This window comes from Flagellimonas ochracea, assembly GCF_009903685.1.
Classification (GTDB): Bacteria; Bacteroidota; Bacteroidia; order Flavobacteriales; family Flavobacteriaceae; genus Flagellimonas; species Flagellimonas ochracea.
The window spans coordinates 602,357-621,992 of record NZ_JAAABI010000001.1 but is presented as its reverse complement, the minus strand read 5'-3'; the positions used below and the strand labels follow the sequence as shown (position 1 = coordinate 621,992).

The 19,636-nt window shown below is 41.4% G+C and carries 16 protein-coding genes; 11 read left to right on the top strand and 5 right to left on the bottom strand.

Annotated elements, in window-relative coordinates:
- The first annotated feature begins 5 nt into the window (after positions 1 to 5).
- From GTQ34_RS02905 to GTQ34_RS02890, 4 genes are all read left to right on the top strand, one after another.
- Positions 6 to 692, top strand: coding sequence for an LOG family protein (locus tag GTQ34_RS02905; protein ID WP_166522255.1), 687 nt, complete (start codon positions 6 to 8; stop codon positions 690 to 692).
- A 52-nt stretch (positions 693 to 744) separates the two neighbouring features.
- Positions 745 to 3,537 carry a M1 family metallopeptidase gene (locus GTQ34_RS02900; RefSeq protein ID WP_166522753.1) on the top strand — a complete coding sequence of 931 codons (2,793 nt, stop codon included), beginning with the start codon at positions 745 to 747 and terminating at the stop codon, positions 3,535 to 3,537.
- A gap of 162 nt (positions 3,538 to 3,699) precedes the next feature.
- Positions 3,700 to 6,111 carry an alpha-ketoacid dehydrogenase subunit alpha/beta gene (locus GTQ34_RS02895; RefSeq protein ID WP_166522254.1) on the top strand — a complete coding sequence of 804 codons (2,412 nt, stop codon included), beginning with the start codon at positions 3,700 to 3,702 and terminating at the stop codon, positions 6,109 to 6,111.
- Between the two features lie 96 nt (positions 6,112 to 6,207).
- Positions 6,208 to 6,585 (top strand): DoxX family protein, encoded by a 378-nt coding sequence (locus tag GTQ34_RS02890; protein WP_166522253.1) that lies wholly within the window; start codon positions 6,208 to 6,210, stop codon positions 6,583 to 6,585.
- A gap of 2 nt (positions 6,586 to 6,587) precedes the next feature.
- Here GTQ34_RS02890 and holA read toward each other — a convergent pair whose 3' ends face one another.
- Positions 6,588 to 7,589 carry a DNA polymerase III subunit delta gene (gene holA, locus GTQ34_RS02885; RefSeq protein ID WP_166522252.1) on the bottom strand — a complete coding sequence of 334 codons (1,002 nt, stop codon included), beginning with the start codon at positions 7,587 to 7,589 and terminating at the stop codon, positions 6,588 to 6,590.
- A 26-nt stretch (positions 7,590 to 7,615) separates the two neighbouring features.
- Here holA and GTQ34_RS02880 point away from each other — a divergent pair, with 26 nt between their 5' ends.
- From GTQ34_RS02880 to GTQ34_RS02870, 3 genes are all read left to right on the top strand, one after another.
- Entirely contained in the window at positions 7,616 to 8,062 is a 447-nt protein-coding gene (locus tag GTQ34_RS02880) for a type I restriction enzyme HsdR N-terminal domain-containing protein (protein WP_166522251.1), read from the top strand.
- 12 nt (positions 8,063 to 8,074) lie between these two features.
- Positions 8,075 to 9,076, top strand: a complete 1,002-nt coding sequence (locus GTQ34_RS02875; RefSeq protein ID WP_166522250.1) for a glycosyltransferase family 2 protein — start codon at positions 8,075 to 8,077, stop codon at positions 9,074 to 9,076.
- Between the two features lie 96 nt (positions 9,077 to 9,172).
- A complete protein-coding gene (locus tag GTQ34_RS02870) occupies positions 9,173 to 10,045 on the top strand; it encodes an OmpA/MotB family protein (RefSeq protein ID WP_166522249.1) in 873 nt (290 codons plus the stop codon).
- Between the two features lie 60 nt (positions 10,046 to 10,105).
- On the opposite strand, the gene GTQ34_RS02865 is transcribed toward GTQ34_RS02870, so the two are convergent.
- Complete coding sequence (locus tag GTQ34_RS02865) at positions 10,106 to 10,726, bottom strand: L-threonylcarbamoyladenylate synthase (RefSeq protein ID WP_166522248.1); 621 nt, start codon at positions 10,724 to 10,726, stop codon at positions 10,106 to 10,108.
- A 77-nt stretch (positions 10,727 to 10,803) separates the two neighbouring features.
- Positions 10,804 to 13,131 (bottom strand): ATP-dependent helicase, encoded by a 2,328-nt coding sequence (locus GTQ34_RS02860; RefSeq protein ID WP_166522247.1) that lies wholly within the window; start codon positions 13,129 to 13,131, stop codon positions 10,804 to 10,806.
- 136 nt (positions 13,132 to 13,267) lie between these two features.
- On the opposite strand from GTQ34_RS02860, the gene GTQ34_RS02855 reads away from it, so the two are divergent.
- The 4 genes from GTQ34_RS02855 (at position 13,268) to GTQ34_RS02840 (ending at position 16,629) form a co-directional block, all read left to right on the top strand.
- Positions 13,268 to 13,807, top strand: coding sequence for a DsrE family protein (locus GTQ34_RS02855; protein WP_166522246.1), 540 nt, complete (start codon positions 13,268 to 13,270; stop codon positions 13,805 to 13,807).
- Between the two features lie 10 nt (positions 13,808 to 13,817).
- Positions 13,818 to 15,092, top strand: a complete 1,275-nt coding sequence (locus GTQ34_RS02850; protein ID WP_166522245.1) for an amidohydrolase — start codon at positions 13,818 to 13,820, stop codon at positions 15,090 to 15,092.
- 150 nt (positions 15,093 to 15,242) lie between these two features.
- Positions 15,243 to 16,016 carry a hypothetical protein gene (locus GTQ34_RS02845; RefSeq protein ID WP_166522244.1) on the top strand — a complete coding sequence of 258 codons (774 nt, stop codon included), beginning with the start codon at positions 15,243 to 15,245 and terminating at the stop codon, positions 16,014 to 16,016.
- A 91-nt stretch (positions 16,017 to 16,107) separates the two neighbouring features.
- On the top strand, positions 16,108 to 16,629 hold the full coding sequence (locus GTQ34_RS02840) for a DUF7935 family protein (RefSeq protein WP_166522243.1): 522 nt from the start codon (positions 16,108 to 16,110) through the stop codon (positions 16,627 to 16,629).
- Between the two features lie 4 nt (positions 16,630 to 16,633).
- Here GTQ34_RS02840 and GTQ34_RS02835 read toward each other — a convergent pair whose 3' ends face one another.
- Positions 16,634 to 17,548 (bottom strand): patatin-like phospholipase family protein, encoded by a 915-nt coding sequence (locus tag GTQ34_RS02835; protein ID WP_166522242.1) that lies wholly within the window; start codon positions 17,546 to 17,548, stop codon positions 16,634 to 16,636.
- Entirely contained in the window at positions 17,545 to 19,635 is a 2,091-nt protein-coding gene (locus GTQ34_RS02830) for a M1 family metallopeptidase (protein WP_166522241.1), read from the bottom strand. The genes GTQ34_RS02835 and GTQ34_RS02830 overlap by 4 nt, the downstream gene beginning before the upstream one ends.
- Position 19,636: the final 1 nt, after the last annotated feature.

The following is a 19,636-nucleotide window of genomic DNA, read 5'->3' as shown; positions in this document are numbered from 1 at the left end:
TGCAAATGCGAAAAGAACAACATACCAAAGGATGGAATGAAATAAAGACCAACGACTCTTGGGCTATCTTTAAAATTATGGGTGAATTTGTCAATGGATTTGAAAAAATGAGTGCCATTGGACCCTGTGTTTCTATTTTTGGTTCTGCTCGGGTACGGCCCGGACAACCCTATTACGACTTGGCAGTAAAAGTGGCTCAGCGCGTGGCCGAAGCAGGTTATGGAATTATTACCGGCGGTGGTCCCGGCATCATGGAAGCTGGCAACAAGGGAGCTAATTTGGCGGGAGGCATATCCGTGGGTCTCAATATCGACTTGCCTTTTGAACAGCACGACAACCCTTTTATCGATGATGATAAGAGTCTTGATTTTGATTACTTCTTCGTCCGGAAAGTGATGTTCGTGAAATACTCTCAAGGTTTTGTGGTGATGCCTGGTGGTTTTGGAACCTTAGATGAGTTTTTTGAAGCCCTAACGCTCATTCAGACCAACAAAATACACAAGTTTCCCATTATATTGGTAGGTACGGAATTTTGGAAAGGTCTAATCGATTGGATTAAGAAGGCACTTTTGGAGGAAGGCAACATCAGTTCCAAGGATCTAGACTTGATAAAGCTGGTGGATACCGAAGATGAGGTTGTAAATATCATCGACGAGTTCTATAGAAAACGTGATCTAAGTCCCAACTTTTAATTCGCTGCCTTTGATATACCTACGTTCCCCTTTTCTGTTGCTTCTTTTTTTTATGCTTTACGGGACCTCTGGATGGGCTCAGCATAAAAATGAGATTACCGCAACCTTGGATGGAAGAACGAAAGAAATACACATTAAACAGCGCTTCACTTATGTGAACAATTCTGAAACCGGACTTTCCAATCTTTATTTCAACGACTGGAACCATGCTTATGCCAATAAGAACACAAAGTTGGCAAAACGCTTTTCCGAAGAATTCAATCGAAGTCTACATCTGGCAAAAGAAAAGGAACGGGGATGGACCGAAATCAAGACCATAGTGGGCAAAGACTATTCAGGACTTGATTGGGAAAGACTGGGCAACAGGGATATAATTTCCATAAATCTGGACAAAGCATTGCCACCGGGAGAATCAATTGAACTCTTCTTTACCTATACTATAAAACTGCCAGATGCGAAGTTCACCACCTATGGGCATTACCCTACTGGAGAATATTATTTAAGAGATTGGTATTTAACACCTGCCGTATTCGACAAGGAATGGAGGCTTTATGATAATGTCAACCTGAACGACTTGTATACCGATACGATGCAGACTTCCATCAACTTAACATACCCTTCAAGATTGTTTTTGTCCACCAATTTCAACCAACAGGGAGCTACCCGTTTTCCAGGTGGACAATATATACAACTTAAAGGTTCGGATAGAAAAAGTTGCGATATCATACTTAGTACCATCAAAAGGTTTACAAAACATGTGACTTCCAGCCTTACCATAACCACAGATTTGGAGTCCAACAAGTACGATGATATTTCCCAAGGGATTTCGATAAACAAAATAGCCCAGTTTTTAACGGAGAACCTTGGAGCATATCCGCATGACAATTTGTTGGTGAGTGAATATGATTACAATACCCAACCCTTGTATGGTATTAATCAACTGCCTCCGTTCATCCGACCCTATGAGGAACAGTTCCAATTTGAACTAAAATTCCTAAAAACCGCCATTCGAAATTTCTTAAAAGAAACACTTTTTTTAGATCCCCGAAAAGAGCGTTGGATCAACGATGCGATTGGTTACTATCTTATGATCAAGTTTGTTGAGGAATATTATCCAGAACAAAAACTTGCCGGGAAATTATCCAAAATATGGGGTTTCCGGAGTTTTCATCTAGCCAAAATGGACTTTAATGAACAGTATGCGTTTTTTAGTATGCTTTCGGCACGAAAAAATATAGATCAGGCATTGACCACCCCTAACGATTCCCTGATAAAGTTCAACCAAAAAATAGCCAACGGATATAAGGCAGGTTTGGGCATGTCCTATCTTTCTGAATATTTGGGAGAAAAGAAAGTGGATAGTAGCATTGTTGCCTTTTACAAACGTTATAGTTTAAAACCGAGAGTTGATGCCTCAGATTTTAGAAAAATCATTAAAGCGTTTTCAAACAAGAACGTGGATTGGTTTTTTGATGAATACGTCGCCACAGATAAGAAAATTGATTACAAAATAAAAAAGATTGAGAAGACTGAAGATTCTATTCAAGTAGTGCTGAAAAACAAGCGGGGTACCAACGTGCCCATATCCCTTTTCGGCTTACAAAAAGATTCTGTGGTTTCACATTATTGGTTTTCCGATATAGACACTTCAAAAACGGTGACCATTCCCAGAATGGGAGAAGATCGTTTGGTTCTCAATTATGATCAAAAAATCCCGGAATTCAACCAACGTGACAATTGGAAAACCTTAAATGGTTTTTTCTCCAGCAACAAAAAACTCAAGTTTCAGTTTTTCAAGGATACGGAAGACCCCTACTACAATCAGATATTTTATGTGCCCGTTGTCAATTTCAATGTGTATGATGGTGTTACCCCAGGATTACGAATTTATAACAAGACTTTTTTAGAACGTCCGTTTCAATACGATATCGCGCCCACCTACTCCTTTTTGGAAAAAACAGTGGTGGGCAAAGCCAGTTTGAGGTATCGAAAATATCACCAAAAAACAGGGTTATATGCCTCCACCTATTCTTTTTCGGGTTCCACATCCCATTTTCAGACAAATTCTCGCTTTACCACCCTGACACCTGCGGTCAGCCTAAGCTGGAGGCCTAACGATTTGATTTCCAACCGAAGACAAACCCTATTATTGCGTTACAGAAGCGTCTTCAGAAATATTGATGACAGTTTGGTGGATGAGATTGATACCGAACCGGATTATGGAGTCCTCAACTTGCGATATTGGGATGTGGACAACGACATTCTAAACTACACCTCTTGGTTTTTGGATGCACAGCATTCCAGTGATTTCACAAAGCTCGCCTTCGAAATGGAATACCGAAAACTGTTCCAGAGCAACAGACAATTGAACCTGAGGTTCTACGCTGGAAAGTTTATACGGAACCAAACCAACTCCAACTTTTTCAGCTTTGCGCTGGATAGACCTACTGATTATCTTTTTGATTTGGCCTATTTGGGCCGATCTGAAGACTCGGGGATTTACAGTCAGCAAATCATAATTGCAGAAGGAGGATTCAAATCCCAACTTGAAAACCCATTTGCCAATGACTGGATAGCCACAACCAATGCAAGCACCAACATTTGGCGATGGATAGAAGCCTACGGGGATATTGGTTTTATAAAAAACAAAGGTGAGGATGCCCGATTTGTATATGACTCTGGAATCCGACTTAACCTAGTGACGGATTATTTTGAACTGTACTTTCCTGTTTATTCTAAAAGAGGTTGGGAAATTGCCCAAAATGACTACGGAGAACGGATTCGATTTGTGGTTACAATCAGCCCAAGAACACTTATTGGACTGTTTACCCGAAAATGGTTCTAATATTGATGAATTCCTATTTTATAGCCTTCAAATACCTAACTTTTTGAATAGTCTATCTATAAATGTCTGATTTATTGTCAAATTTATAATTTGTTATAGAACTTAACTATTGGCAAATTGGATGGTTTTTTGTAATTTCGCAAAAACTTCAACGCATCCTTTATGAAGCCTGACCCAAGTACTCAAAATGATATTTCTTTTGATGATTTTCAGTCCCAAATTCTTCAAGATTACAAGACAGCCTTTTTAAGTAGGGAGTGCAGTTTGTTGGGAAGACGGGAAGTATTATCAGGAAAAGCCAAGTTTGGAATTTTTGGAGATGGAAAAGAGCTGCCTCAGCTTGCTATGGCAAGGGCTTTTCAAGATGGGGATTTCCGAAGTGGATATTATCGGGACCAAACTTTTATGATGGCCCTTGGGTTTATGGGCCCCAAAGAGTTTTTTCATGGCTTGTATGCTACTACGGACTTAGAAAAAGAGCCCATGAGTGCAGGTAGACAAATGGGTGGCCACTTTATGACCCATAGTTTGAATGAAGACGGAACCTGGAAAAATCTAACTAAACAAAAAAATAGCAGTGCAGACATTTCATGTACTGCTGGTCAAATGCCCCGATTATTGGGCTTAGCGCAAGCTTCCAAAATTTACCGTAATCTAAAAGACGTAGATTCATCCAACTTTTCGAAAAATGGAAATGAGGTTGCTTGGGGAACCATTGGTAACGCAAGCACTAGCGAAGGGCATTTTTTTGAGACCTTAAACGCTGCAGGGGTAATGCAGGTCCCCATGGTAATCAGTGTTTGGGACGACGAGTATGGCATATCGGTCCCTTCAAAATATCACACTACCAAAGGTGATGTTTCAGAGCTGTTGAGAGGTTTTGAGCGAGATGAGGAAAACCCGGGATATGAAATCTTGAAAGTCAAGGGATGGGATTACACTGGGCTTATCCATGCTTTTGAGAATGCAAGTGAGATTGCTCGGGAAAATCATGTACCTGTTCTTATCCATGTAACTGAGCTCACTCAGCCGCAAGGACACTCCACTTCGGGTTCGCATGAGCGCTATAAATCAGCAGAGCGATTGGAATGGGAAAGGGAGAACGATTGTAACAAACGTTTCAGGGAATGGATTATCGCCAATGAAATTAGTTCCGAAGAAGAGCTTAAAACCCTAGAACGAGAAATCAAGCAAAAAGTTAGAGCCGCTAAAAAAGAAGCTTGGTCAGAGTTTCTAAAACCGCATTTGGAAGGAAAAAAGGAATTGGTTCGCTTGCTCGATGATGCAGCATTAAAAAGTCCCAATCGCGCCTTTATAGTAAAGTTGAAGAATGACCTTATCGCCATCGATGAACCTTTGAAAAAGGATTTAGCATCCAAATCCCGAACAGCATTACGGTATCTTTTGGGTGAAGAATCACAAGAAAAACAAAGACTGCAAGAATGGATTGAAAGGTTTTTAGCGGAGACCCAACCCAAGTACAGCTCTCATTTATATAATAGTCGACCTGAAAAAGCCACAAAAGTGGACGCAGTATTACCTAATTATACTGAAACTGCTGAAGAGGTCGATGGACGGATCATACTTCGCGATAATTTTGATGCCCTTTTTGCAACCTATCCAGAGACACTGGTTTTTGGAGAGGATACTGGAACCATTGGTGATGTAAACCAAGGTTTGGAGGGATTGCAAAAAAAATATGGAGAGCTTCGTGTAGCCGACACAGGTATTCGCGAAGCAACAATAGTTGGGCAAGGCATAGGTTTGGCCATGAGAGGTCTACGGCCTATAGCGGAAATCCAATATTTGGATTACATCCTCTACGGACTACAAACTTTAAGTGATGATTTGGCCACACTTTTGTATCGTACCGTCGGCAAGCAAAAAGCACCCTTGATTATTAGAACAAGGGGGCATCGGTTGGAAGGTATTTGGCATTCAGGCTCTCAAATGGGTGGACTGATTCATTTGTTGAGGGGAATGTACATATTAACACCCAGAAACATGACCCAAGCGGCTGGTTTTTATAATACATTGATGAAAAGCGATGAACCCGCACTGGTCATAGAAAGCCTTAATGGCTATCGTCTCAAAGAGAAAAAACCCGACAACCTAGGTGAATTCTGTACACCAATCGGAAAAGTGGAAATTTTAAAAACAGGCGAGGATATTACACTACTTTCCTATGGGTCCACATTGCGAATTGTTGAGAAAGTTGCCCAAGACCTCCTGGAAGTTGGCATTGATGCTGAGGTAATAGACGCCCAATCACTCTTACCCTTTGATTTGGAGCACGAAACTGTGGAAAGCCTTAAAAAGACCAACAGATTGCTTATAGTTGATGAAGATGTACCGGGCGGATGTTCGGCCTACTTGTTGCAAAAAATAATGGAAGAACAAGGTGGCTATCGATACTTGGACAGTGCACCGCAAACGCTAACTGCAAAAGCACATCGCCCTGCCTACGCTTCTGACGGTGATTATTTTTCCAAACCCAATGCGGAAGACATTTTTGAAAAGGTCTATGCCATCATGAATGAGACCAACCCAAATTCTTTTCCAAAGCTGCGATAAATAGGTTTTTATCAATTGTAAAGGGCAATTTGTTAATTTTACATCGCTTACATCAAAACTAAATTTATATTTTCATAGCAATTAAAAATCCCCCAAATGAAAAACAACTTGTTGATTCACCTAGGCCTTGCACTATTACGAATACTTCCTTCAGCATTTATGCTTACGCACGGTTATCCTAAACTAATGAAACTAATCAATGGAAATACCGAATTTGCGAATCCGTTTGGCATCGGAGAAGCACCTACTCTATTTTTGGCGGTAGTCGGAGAGTTCCTTTGTCCGTTATTGATTATTATTGGTTTTAAAACACGATGGGCTGCCATACCCTCTGCAATCACCATGTTTGTGGCGGCTTTTGTGATTCACGCTGCCGATCCTTTTGCAACAAAAGAGAAGGCTTTATTGTATCTGGTTTGCTTTGTTGTGATTTTTTTATTGGGCCCCGGTAAATACAGCGTGGATAAAAGATAGGGTCAAATAATTTTAAAAAGTAATTCTTTCAAAAGATCTGCTTGGCCAAGATTGCTCGCCCCCACCCCCTTGCCTTTTAAATCCAACTCACGAAGACTGGAGATTACACTACTCACCGTTTTCATGGGGTAGTTCTTTGCGGCAACTGTATATTCTTTCACAAAATACGGGTTTACACCCAGGACCTTTGCCACATTGCCAGGAGAGTGGTCCTTAAGGCCATGATATTGTAATAATTGGGTGAAAAAAGTATTCAACAGTGTTATGGTTACCACAAAGGGATTGTCCTTGGGGTTTTGTGCGAAATAATCCATGATTCGGGATGCCTTTTGCACATTTTTTTCACCAATGGCTTTTTTAAGTTCAAAATTGTTGTAATCCTTGCTTATTCCAATATGCTTTTCAATAGCTTCCAAGGTTATTTCTTCATTGGGCGGAACAACCAATGTCAATTTGTCAAGTTCATTATTGATTTTGCTCAAATCCGTTCCCAAATATTCCACAAGAAGTACGCAAGCTTTCGGGGATATCTTATATTTTTTTCCTGCCAAGGTCCTACGAATCCATTCTGCTACCTGATTTTCGTAGAGTTTTTTACTCTCAAAAAGTTCTCCATTCTTTTGAACGGCCTTATATAGTTTTTTTCGCTTGTCCAACTTCTTGTATTTATAACAAATCACCAGGACTGTGGAGTGCTGCGGATTCTCCACATAGTTGACCAAACTTTCAATGTTTCTGGATAAATGTTGGGCCTCTTTTACAATGACAACTTGATAATCGGCCATCATGGGAAACCGTTTGGCATTGCCTATTATCTCATCAATTTGGGTATCCTTGCCATAAAGCACCATTTGGTTGAAACCCCGTTCTTCTTCTGTCAATAGGTTTTTGGCAATATATTGCGAAATCTTGTCAATGTAATAGGCTTCTTCACCCATCAAAAAATAAATGGGCTTGGGTCTTCGTGCATCAATGGCAGCAACTATCTCTTTTATCCGCTCCATTCAGAAAAAATCATCAAATTTGTTCAATGCAACCATTGAACTTTCCTAAATATTCGTTTCGACTCAAAAGTAACGAAAATAGCCTCTACATCTTTGATGGCATTCGCAAAAAATTTGTGTCATTACAGCCCGAGGAATGGGTTCGCCAACATGTGGTTCATTTTCTTGTTTTCACTAAAAAGTACCCCAAAAGTCTTATAAATGTGGAAAAGCAACTCAAGGTCAACAAGTTGAAAAAGCGATATGATGTTGTGGTTTTTAAACCGGATGGAAGTCTCCATCTCTTAGTGGAATGTAAAGCACCCGAAGTTAAAATAACCCAAAATGTGTTTGACCAAATAGCCCAATATAACTATACCTTGAAGTCTGACTATCTAATGGTGACCAACGGGATGGAGCACTATTGCTGTAAAATGGACTTTGAGAACGAAAAATACCTGTTTTTGAAGGAAATTCCTGATTTTAGCCGTTAATTTGCTCCCGTTTTGAAAGTTGCTGTAGTCATACTCAATTGGAACGGGAGGGAATTACTTCAAAAGTACCTGCCGTCGGTCCTGGCCCATTCAAATGGAGCGGCTATTTACGTTGTGGACAATGCAAGCTCTGACGATTCGGTAGACTTTCTAAAGAAGAACTTTCCCAAGGTAGGTATTGTGCAGAATGCTGAAAATGGTGGTTTTGCCAAGGGATACAACGATGGTCTCAAGCACATTGAAGCCGATATCTATTGTCTTCTAAATTCTGATGTGGAAGTGACCCCGAATTGGATTTTCCCAATTCTTGAGGTCTTCCAATCCCAACCAAAGGCAGCAATTATACAGCCAAAGATTCTGGACTTAAAAAGAAAGGACTACTTTGAGTACGCCGGAGCGGCCGGTGGTTTTATAGATAAATTGGGATACCCCTTTTGCCGTGGAAGAATTTTTCAGTCCCTTGAGAAAGACGAGGGTCAGTACGATGATATCAAAGAAGTATTTTGGGCAACAGGTGCCTGCATGTTTATAAAGGCTGATGTTTATTGGTCTTTACAAGGGTTTGACGAGGACTATTTTGCCCATCAAGAAGAAATTGACCTTTGTTGGAGAGCCAAAAACAGGGGGCATAAAGTGTATTATGTGGGTAAAAGTCACGTGTATCATCTTGGTGGTTCTACCTTGGACAACATGAACCCTAAGAAAACATTTTTAAACTTTAGAAATTCCTTGTATTCCATCACCAAAAATCTTCCCAGAAGAAAAGCATACCCTATTGTTATCCTTAGATTGCTGTTGGACGGCATTGCAGCAATACGCTTTCTATTCCAATTCAGATTTGACCACTGCTGGGCGGTGCTCCGTGCGCATATGAGTTACTATTCACATCTAATGAGCATGCTCAAAAAACGGGAAAAAGCTAATTTTATATTAAAGTACTATGCCACAACGTCCATAGTGTGGTCTCATTTCGTACATCAGGTAAAGAATTTTAACATTTTAGTAAAAGATTAACGATAGCTAAATACACAAGCTTTGCTTTTTCAATAATTTTGGCTCGTATTTTTTACTTTGATATTTCTAACAACCATTAAAATAATACTCTTAACTATGAAAAAAATTCTTCTAGGAAGTTTGGCGATGGCAGTTTTACTGTCCTCATGCGTATCTCAAAAGAAATATGCTGATTTGGAAGCCAAGCACAAAGAAACACAAGACTTATTGAACTCCGCGACCGTTAAGCTCAACGATTGTTTGGAAGAAAAGGCCACAGCGGATTCAAGATTGAAAACGCTTGAGGACCAAAATGCGTTCCTGAAGGCCAACAACCAAGAGCTGATCAACAATATGGGGAATTTAACCACCCTTACCACCAAAGGTGCTGAAAACCTTGAAAAATCTCTAGAAAGCCTAAGGGAAAAAGATTTGACCATTAGAAAACTACAGGATGCCGTTACCCGTAGGGATTCGGTGAACTTGGCCCTAGTCCAAAGTTTAAAAGGTGTTTTAGGCAATTTGGATGATGAGGACATTGAAGTAAGTGTTGAAAAAGGTGTTGTCTTTGTTTCCATTTCTGACAAGTTGCTGTTCAGAAGCGGAAGCTATAACGTAACCAATGCGGCAAAAGAAGTTTTGGGCAAGGTTGCCAAAGTGGTCAACAACAAGCCTGATTTTGAATTCATGGTAGAAGGCCATACTGACAATGTTCCTTACCGAAGCGGTGTACTTTTGGACAACTGGGATTTAAGTGCCAAAAGAGCCACTTCTATTGTAAGAATACTTCAAGACGACTTTGGTGTTGATCCTGCAAGGATGACGGCAGCGGGAAGAAGTTACTACGTTCCTTTGGTTTCCAACGACACAGCTGCTGATAGAGCCAAAAATAGAAGAACTCGTATCGTGGTACTTCCAAAAATCGATCAGTTCTATAGCATGATTGAAGAAGGGATGAAAGACCCTGCCATTGGTGGTTCAGGCAACTAATTTGTTCCTTAATAATTTATTGAAAAGCGGCCAAAAAGGCCGCTTTTTTTATTTCAAATTTTAGAGTATTTCCAAACTGCCCTTACCCTCCCGGACGACTAAAGGTTCCCCTTTCGATAAATCAATTACCGTGGAAGCTACGTTGCCACCATATCCCCCATCAATGACCACATCAACCAAATTCTGCCATTTTTCATAAATGAGTTCAGGATCTGTAGTATACTCCAATACATCATCTTCATCATAAATGGAAGTAGAGACTATGGGGTTTCCCAGTTCCGAAACTATGGCCCTGGCAATGGCATTATCGGGAACCCGAATTCCCACAGTCTTTTTTCTCTTAAAATCTTTGGGGAGATTGTTGCTTCCTGGCAAAATAAAGGTATAGGGCCCTGGAAGTGCCCGTTTTAAAATCTTAAAGGTAGGTGTGTCTATTTGACGGACAAAATCAGAAAGATTGCTCAAATCGGCACATACAAATGACCAGTTGGCCTTTTCCAACTTGACCCCTTTTATTCTTGCTATCCGCTGCAGTGCCTTGGTATTGGTAATGTCACAGCCCAAACCATACACCGTGTCTGTTGGGTAAATTACCAACCCTCCCCTTCGCAATATATTGCAAACCTTGGCCACTTGTCTGGGGTTTGGGTTTTCCTCAAATAGTTTGATAAACTCTGCCATAATTTTCTGGATGGATACGATTAATCACAAAAAATATTCAAAATTCTCGAAGTAGCTTCTTTACAGGAAATCTATTCTTACTTTAAAACCTCCAACTTGGCAAAACGAAGTAATAATTTTTTCACATCGCCTTGTTCAAATTGTATTTCGGCCTTTTTATCATTGCCCACGCCCTCTATCTTCAAAACTTTTCCCTTTCCAAAGCGTGTATGGTTCACCATGGTGCCTTCTGATAAATCCACGTCGTTATCATTGGTGTTCTTCACTGGTTTGGAAAGTTCTGGTTTCAATTTTCTCAACCTACGCAATTGTTGTTCATTGGGGCGTTGAATTGTCGGTGGCGTACCATTTTTAGGTTTGATCTGGCGTAACTTACTTTTGTCCACCTCGCCAAAAATATTGGCGTCGATTATGGATTTGTAACGATACCCATCATCCACTGGAGTCAAGTTCTCCACATATTTCTCATCAATTTCTTCTAGAAACCGGCTGGGTTCGGCATCAATCAATTTTCCCCAACGATATCTGTTTTGGGTATAGGTGAGTATGGCCTGTTCTTCCGCTCGGGTCAAAGCCACATAAAATAACCGTCGTTCCTCCTCCAATTCGCTTCGGGTATTCATGCTCATGGCGGAAGGAAACAGGTCTTCTTCCATCCCTACAACATAAACATACGGAAACTCCAATCCTTTGGCCAAATGAATGGTCATCAGCGCAACGCGGTCATCATCCCCTACATCCTTGTCCATGTCGGTGGCCAAAGCCACATCTTCCAAAAACTCGGACAACGCTCCTGTAGCATCAGCCAATTCTTTTTGACCTTCCACAAAATCCTTGATACCATTCAAAAGTTCCTCAATGTTTTCCATTCGGGCAACACCTTCTGGAGTACCATCCTTTTTAAACTCGAGAATGAGTCCAGTTTTTTTGACCACATGTTCGGCCAACGTAAAGGCATCGGAGCCCTCATTCATGATTTGAAAGCTTTTGATCATGGTCACGAAATCCCCAAGCTTTCGTTTAGTGCCAGCGTTGATGTTCAAATTAAGCTTATCCAGGTTCTCCATCACCTCATAAATGGAACGCCCATAATGATTGGCTGCCACAATAAGCTTGTCAACCGTTGTTTGCCCGATTCCCCTCGACGGAAAATTGATGACCCGCTTCAAGGCCTCTTCGTCCTTTGGGTTGACAATCAATCGCAAATACGCCAAAACATCCTTGATTTCCTTGCGTTGATAAAATGAAAGTCCGCCGTAAATCCGATAGGGAATATCTCGTTTTCGCAAGGCATCCTCAATGGAACGCGACTGGGAATTGGTTCGGTATAGCACTGCAAAACTTCCATTTTGGAGTTGTTTTTGCATCTTGGTTTCGAAAATGGAGCTGGCCACATATCTGCCCTCTTCCGCATCAGTTATGCTGCGATGTATCTTTATTTTGTTCCCTTCATCATTGGAGGTCCAAACCACTTTTTGCAGTTGGTCCCTGTTTTTGGCAATGATAGAATTGGCTGCATTGACAATATTCTTGGTGGAACGGTAATTCTGTTCCAAACGATATACCGCGGCATCCTCATAATCCCGTTGAAAATTCAAGATATTACTGATGTTGGCTCCTCGAAAGGAATAAATACTTTGTGCATCATCACCAACCACACAAATATTTTGATAACGGTCTGCCAATGCTTTAACAATCAAATATTGTGAGTGGTTGGTATCTTGGTACTCATCAACCAAAATATAGCGGAACCGGTCCTGGTATTTCATTAAAACCTCGGGGAATCGTGTCAACAATTCATTGGTCCTCAATAACAGATCATCAAAATCCATGGCCCCTGCCTTAAAACATCGGTCCACATAATTTTGATAGATTTCTCCCAATCTTGGTCTCTTTGCCATGGCATCCGCTTCCACCAATTCCGGATTTTGAAAATAGGCCTTTACCGTGATCAAACTGTTTTTGTAGGATGATATTCTATGCTGAATCTGTTTGTATTTGTAGATGTCCTTATCGAGCCCCATCTCTTTAATGATGGAGGCAATCAGCCGTTGTGAATCTTGGGTGTCGTAGATGGTAAAATTACTGGGGTATCCCAATTTGTCGCCATCATAGCGTAGCAATCTGGCAAACACAGAATGGAATGTTCCCATCCAAAGGTTTTTTGCCTCCGACTCCCCTACGATGTTGGCAATTCTTTTTTTCATCTCTCGCGCTGCCTTGTTGGTAAAGGTCAAGGCCAATATGTTGAATGCATCCACACCCTCTTGCATTAAATGCGCAATACGATAGGTCAATACCCGGGTTTTTCCCGAACCTGCCCCGGCAATAACCATTAACGGTCCCTCCTTATGAAGTACAGGAGCCCGTTGCGCATCATTAAGTTCGTCCAAAAAAGAATCCAACCCTCTCGTTTTTAAAAGTAAGGGTGAAATTAGCCAATAATAGGGTTATCCTAAAACGTTCCTTTCAATACTTTTGAACAGCAAATGCGTTTTATGTGGAATTTGAATATATTTAGGACCAGAACTAACTTTACATATGAAATTTATCCCCCATTCTATTTTCCTTTTTCTATTGGTTCCCTTAATAGGCATATGCCAAGAGAAAGAAACAGGACCGGTCATCCATAATTATGGGGCGGTTTGGGCCATTGAAAATCTAGATTTCAAAACCGACACCGACGCCGAATTCAACGTGGTCTTTGACATTATGAACAGTCCTGAGTCACATTCCGAAATCAATCCTTGGATTGAAACCGCAGCACGTTTTTTAAACATGCACGCACAGGCTGGTGTTCCCCTAGCCCAGCTTAATGTAGCCTTGGTCGTTCATAACAAAGCTTCGAAAGACATTACCCATAACAGTGCCTATCGCAAAAGGTACGGCGTGGACAATCCAAACTTAGGCATGATGGAAGCTTTGATGGAAGCCGGAGTTGAGGTGATTTTTTGCGGACAGTCCTCCAAATCAAGAAATTTCCCCAAAGAAGATTTAATTCCGGGGACCCAAATGGCCCTTTCGGCCATGACGGCATTAATCCAATATCAAAATAAAGACTATCAACTTATAAAATTCTAAATCAACATTTATGTACAAAACTATCTTCATAGCCCTATTCTTTACAACCATTAGCTTTTGGGCACAAGATTCAAATCTGGAAAAAGATTTTAAGGCCATAGAAAGCAAGGTTGTCGAATGGAGGCGTGATATTCACCAAAACCCGGAATTGAGCAACAGGGAATTCAAAACCGCTGAAAAAATTGCTGCCCATTTAAAATCCTTAGGGCTAGAGGTTCAAACTGGTGTTGCGCATACAGGTGTTGTGGGACTTTTAAAAGGAGACCGGCCCGGTAAAGTGGTGGCGCTTAGGGCGGATATTGATGCCTTACCGGTAACCGAAAGAAACGATTTACCCTTCAAGTCAACGGTCACCTCCGAATATTTGGGAAAAGATGTAGGTGTTATGCATGCTTGCGGTCACGACACCCATACGGCCATGTTGATGGGGGTTGCTGAGGTGCTTTCTAAAAACAGGGACAAAATAAAGGGAACAGTCAAATTTATCTTTCAACCCGCCGAAGAAGGTCCACCGCCAGGTGAAGAAGGTGGTGCTGCCCTAATGGTAAAGGAAGGAGTGCTACAAAATCCGGATGTTGATGCCATTTTCGGATTGCACATCAACTCCCAAACCCCAGTCGGCACTGTAAAATATAAACCAGGAGGCAGCATGGCCTCTGCACAACGCTTCGTAATCAACGTAAAAGGAAAGCAAACCCACGGGTCTCAACCCTGGGGCGGTGTTGACCCTATTTTGATCAGTGCCAAAATCATAGATGGCTTACAGACCATTATTAGTCGTGAAGCGGAGTTGACAAATGAAGCTGTAGTTATCTCAGTTGGAAAAATTACAAGCGGCGTTCGGTCCAACATCATTCCAGAAAGCGCAGAACTGATCGGGACCATACGCACCTTGGACTACGACATGCAAAAATTCATCAACAAAAGGATGGAAGAAATGGTTCCTGCCATTGCCAAAGCCTATGGTGGTGATGCCACGCTGGAAATATTCACCTCCACGGCCATAACCTTCAATGACCTTGACTTGACCGCCAAAATGGCTCCGACGCTTGAAAAAGTTGCTGGAAAGGAAAATGTAGTGATACACAAAGCTATAACTGGGGCTGAAGATTTCAGTTATTTTCAAGAAAAGGTACCAGGATTCTTTTTCTTTTTGGGTGGAATGGCCCCAGGCACCACAGAATCGTATCCACATCACACTCCTGATTTCAAAATTGATGACAGTGGGTTGTTGTTGGGTGTGAAGACCATGACCCATTTGGCGTTGGATTATTTGAATATGTGATGTGCTTGAGTCATCAGCCGGGTTTTACAGTGGTTTTCTGTTGAAAACAAGAATAATGGTTTGTTCTTTACTGCTTGACGGTTTTTAGGTATTAAAAAACCTCCTAATTTTGGTGAAATTAAAATCAAACACCAAATAATAAGACTACTTATGAAAAAAAATCTACTCCTAATCACATTTCTGTGCTTGTCCGCCTTTTCATTTTCGCAACGTAAGAGCGAGCTGATTGCCCAAATAGACAATCTACGCACGGAACTGGACAGCCTAGGGCAACAACTTGCTGAGGCCAAACGCGAAATATCATCCAGTACTGCCAAGGCGGAAACCCTGGAGGCTGAAAATGTGGGGCTTCGGGATGCCAATGCCACTTTACTAAAGAATTTGGGCAACTTTTCGGAGCTTTCCAAACAGAATACGAAGAACGTGAACAGTGCCATGTCAGCGCTGGCTCAAAAGGAAAAACAGCTGAGTGGTATCAACGATATGATTTCTGCCAACGACTCAACGGCCATCGTTTCGCTAACACGAATTAAACAAACCTTGGGGGAAAATGCCAAGGTGAATGTTTCTGAAGGGATCATCGTAATATCAAACAGTGTAAAAGGGCTTTTTGGCTCCGATACTGGCTCAGAATTTACGGAAGAAGGAAAGGCCTGGCTCTCCAATGTTGCCAAAGTGATCATGGCCAACCCCAATTTCACCACCGAAATAGAAGGACTAAATATTACCGGGGAGTTCGGACCGACTTTTGATCAAGTTGCAGCGGTCGCCAAGGAGCTGGTTGGCACATTGAATGTTCCAAGCGATAAACTAGACCTTTCTGCCAAGGATGGTAATTTTCGAGAGGGGATCAACATAAAATTGCAGCCGGATTACAGAGCGTTTTATGCCCAAGCGAAGAACAGTGTCAAGATTGCGCAATGAGAATCTAGCCGTTCAATTCTTGACAGACCATACTTTTTAAAGTTTTGGCACGTTCTTATTTGTGTAAAATCAACAAAAACTAAACTATCCTATGAGTGGAGATGACATCCTTCAGCTTTTTGCCTATTTATTGCCCGCCGTTGTAACCGGGGCCATCGCTTTCTATTTTTTCAGACTGCATACCCGTAATGAGGACGGAAGGAGACGTTTTTTACTTCATAAAGATTCCCAAAAGGATACTCTTCCGATCAGACTGCAGGCCTATGAGCGTATGGCACTTTTTCTAGAGCGTATTGCTATTAATAACCTTGTGGTTCGCGTCGCTCCAAAGGGTAAAAATAAAAGTGATTACGAGAATCTGTTGATCAATCAAATTGAAACCGAATTTGAGCACAATCTTTCCCAGCAAATCTACATGTCCGATGAGTGTTGGAATATTATAAAAGCCGCCAAAAATGCCACCATCCAAATCATTCGTTCCGCTGGAATGAGCGAAACGGAATCCCCCGATAAATTAAGGGAGGACATTTTAAACCAAACCATGGAGAAACAAGCTCCTTCCAATACGGCATTGGCTTTTGTAAAAAAGGAAGTGAGCGACCTTTGGAACTAGCAAGCTATTCTTGATGTTCGGGGTCAATGGGACTGGTCTCTTCATTTTTATTTTTGGCATATAAATAGCCTCTTTTCCACCAGAGGGTCATTCTTTCTTTGTTGAAAATCAACGAATTCGTGGTCAATATTGTGGGGGTATAGTAAAAATTGATGATGGCATCTTTTTGATTGGCCACCAACTTGCCTATTCTGATGTTCTGGTTTTCTATCCTGTCCAACATGAAGCCGAATATGGTAGTAATCAACTCAAAGGGGTTTCGAACTGGCATACGGTTCAAGTAGTTCACCTCTGTATGCAACACAACTACGTCCACCTCCGTGGCACCGCGTCTCAATGCTTCTTCAATGGGTACTAGAGTCCCCAGACCGCCATCGGCATATTCACAGCCATTTCGCCTTGCTAAACTCATAAAAGGCGTATAATTGGACGAAATCCAAATCCAATCGCAAAATTCCTCGTACGCATAATCGTTAATGGATTTGTACTCCACTTGATTCAATGAAAGATTGGATACGGTGACCACTACGTCCTTGATACCTTCTTTCAATGCATCAAACTCTTCTCGGGTGATGGATTCACGGATAAGTTTTCTTAAGTTTTCACTCTCGCCAAAAGTTTTTTTGCCTTGAATGAAATTCTTGACCACATTCCAATGGTTAATGGCAATGGTTTCCACACCATGCTTCTTTTTAATGATAAAAGGGCAATTACTGAAAATGCTCTCTTGATTGACGGAGGAGTATATTTCCTTGATTTTATCCAATTTGTTGAGGGCTAAATGGGAAATTAGAAGGCTTCCGGTTGATGTGCCCACAAATAGGTCATATTGATGCTTGGCCTCCTCTATTAAAAATTGGGCGACACCACCGGCAAAGGCACCTTTGCTTCCTCCGCCAGAAATGACAAGTGCTCTCATCTTCCCAATGTTTTGTCCAAATATTTTTTTTCTTCAACACCCAACAGAGGATAAAGTCCTTCCACACGGTCCACATTCGCATCGGTTTTCAAAAATTCCTGCAAAATTTTTCTGCACGATTTCTTGAAATGCCATACATGGTGACCACAGGCTTCAATTAGGTTTTTGAGCGTTGTGTCGTTGAAAGCTCCCAAATTCTTTAAATACTGAAATGCCAGCAGACGTACCTCGAAATGGTACTGTGGACTGGTATAATTACTTAACTCTGCAAAAAAGTCCGGTTTCGATGCTACGTTGTAGTCCGGAGTGATCAAAGCCAACGTCAACCATAATAATCGAACATTTTTGCTGGGGAGGCCACAAATTCCATCCGTTGCGTTCAGATACAGTTCCCTTTTCAATGGAAAATCAGTCCATAATCGATATAAGGCCAATTCCATGGTCACGTAACTTTGATCGTCCAAAAGGGCCTCAACCTGCATTTGAAGTTCGGGAGGGATATTTTCCAAGATGCGAATAACGGCCTGTCTGACCAGCATACTCTCCTGTTCAAGGACTTTTTGTAGAAACTCTGTGGGAAGCCCATGTCCAAAGTCCATAATAATCCGTTGCTTGAGCAAATCAGAATCCCAATCGTCCCATTCTTGCTGAACCTCAATGTTGACAGAGAGAGGTTGCTGCTTTGCTTTCTCCTTTATTCGAAAATACGTTTCAATGGAGACATTTTTCTTTTTCAGGAAGGATTTCACCGCGTCGAAAGGTAAATCCGGCTCTTGCAGCCATGTTTCCTCAAAGTCCGATAGGTTTACTCCCGAAGCTTTTTCCATTTCCCATATAAATTCAGGAATGGTAGCATTTTGAAAAGCGTAAGTGGTCAGATAGTTTTTTATTCCAGTTCTAAAATTGTCGTTCCCTACCCGTTCTTTTAATGCACATAGCGCCCAAGCGCCTTTTTCATAAAAAGTGAGGCTTCCGGCACTTGAATCGGTGAGTGCCTCTCCGTTTCCATCATCAGAGAAATTGGACAAAGCCTCCGCAGTTTCCAACAAATGCCAGTAATAATAATCATCTCCAAAAATATCCTTTTCCGCTAGGTAAGCATAGAAGGTGGCAAAACCTTCGTGCAACCAATGGTGCTTCCCACTCTGCTCCGTTACCAGATTTCCGAACCACTGGTGCGCAAGTTCATGAGCATTGACGTTTACGTAATTTTTATCCAAAAAAGCCACGGAATCCACAACAAAAGTGTTCGAGAAAATAGTGGCCCCGGTATTTTCCATTCCCGCATATAAAAAGTCCTGCACAGGTACCTGTTTGTAATTTTGCCAGGGGTAGGCAACTCCTATTTCCTTTTCCAAAAAATCAAAGATCTGTCGGGTGTACCTATAGGTTGGTTCTGCCTTTGAACTATCCTTAGGTTCATAATATAGTTCTATTGGAATCCCTGATGTTGAATGAACCGTTTTTTTATCAAAATTCCCAATGGCAAAAGCTACCAAGTAGCTGCTCATGGGACGTTCCATATCAAATTGCCAAAAGTAGTTTCCCGTTTCTTGAAGGGTGTCTTTGTTTATCAATTTCCCGTTGGAGATGACAGGATAATCATGCTCCACCAGAAAACTAAGGTCAAACTCGACCTTTTCGTTCATATCATCCAAACTGGGAAGCCAATGGCTGGTATACTTTCCTTGTCCTTGGGTCCAAATTTCATCATTTGCCGGCGTATCATCATCCCACCCTAAAAAATAAACCGTCTGTTTTGGTTGTGCAGCATAATCCAATGTCAAGGTGTGCATCTCTCCTTTTTTGAATTTCCGATCCACAATAATCGCTTTTCCAGAATTGTGGAAGGTCGTCACTATTCCATCAAGCAATACGGAAGAAAAATCCATCCCATGGGCATCCATGAAGATGGAATCCACATCTTTGAGCACTTCAAAACTGTATGTGACCTTACCATTAACTTTCTTTTCTTGGGGAAGAGGTTCTACAAAAACCTTTGCGTGAATGAAGTCAACCTTGTCCTGATGCTGTGCAGGAACCAGTAGCATCCAAAGGAAAAAAACGATAAAGGGGCTCGACTTCATA

Coding starts and splice junctions, on each gene's coding strand:
- GTQ34_RS02905 (WP_166522255.1), top strand. CDS start 6: ATGCGAAAAGAACAACATACCAAAGGATGGAATGAAATAAAGACCAAC.
- GTQ34_RS02900 (WP_166522753.1), top strand. CDS start 745: ATGCTTTACGGGACCTCTGGATGGGCTCAGCATAAAAATGAGATTACC.
- GTQ34_RS02895 (WP_166522254.1), top strand. CDS start 3,700: ATGAAGCCTGACCCAAGTACTCAAAATGATATTTCTTTTGATGATTTT.
- GTQ34_RS02890 (WP_166522253.1), top strand. CDS start 6,208: ATGAAAAACAACTTGTTGATTCACCTAGGCCTTGCACTATTACGAATA.
- holA (WP_166522252.1), bottom strand. CDS start 7,589: ATGGAGCGGATAAAAGAGATAGTTGCTGCCATTGATGCACGAAGACCC.
- GTQ34_RS02880 (WP_166522251.1), top strand. CDS start 7,616: ATGCAACCATTGAACTTTCCTAAATATTCGTTTCGACTCAAAAGTAAC.
- GTQ34_RS02870 (WP_166522249.1), top strand. CDS start 9,173: ATGAAAAAAATTCTTCTAGGAAGTTTGGCGATGGCAGTTTTACTGTCC.
- GTQ34_RS02865 (WP_166522248.1), bottom strand. CDS start 10,726: ATGGCAGAGTTTATCAAACTATTTGAGGAAAACCCAAACCCCAGACAA.
- GTQ34_RS02855 (WP_166522246.1), top strand. CDS start 13,268: ATGAAATTTATCCCCCATTCTATTTTCCTTTTTCTATTGGTTCCCTTA.
- GTQ34_RS02850 (WP_166522245.1), top strand. CDS start 13,818: ATGTACAAAACTATCTTCATAGCCCTATTCTTTACAACCATTAGCTTT.
- GTQ34_RS02845 (WP_166522244.1), top strand. CDS start 15,243: ATGAAAAAAAATCTACTCCTAATCACATTTCTGTGCTTGTCCGCCTTT.
- GTQ34_RS02840 (WP_166522243.1), top strand. CDS start 16,108: ATGAGTGGAGATGACATCCTTCAGCTTTTTGCCTATTTATTGCCCGCC.
- GTQ34_RS02835 (WP_166522242.1), bottom strand. CDS start 17,548: ATGAGAGCACTTGTCATTTCTGGCGGAGGAAGCAAAGGTGCCTTTGCC.
- GTQ34_RS02830 (WP_166522241.1), bottom strand. CDS start 19,635: ATGAAGTCGAGCCCCTTTATCGTTTTTTTCCTTTGGATGCTACTGGTT.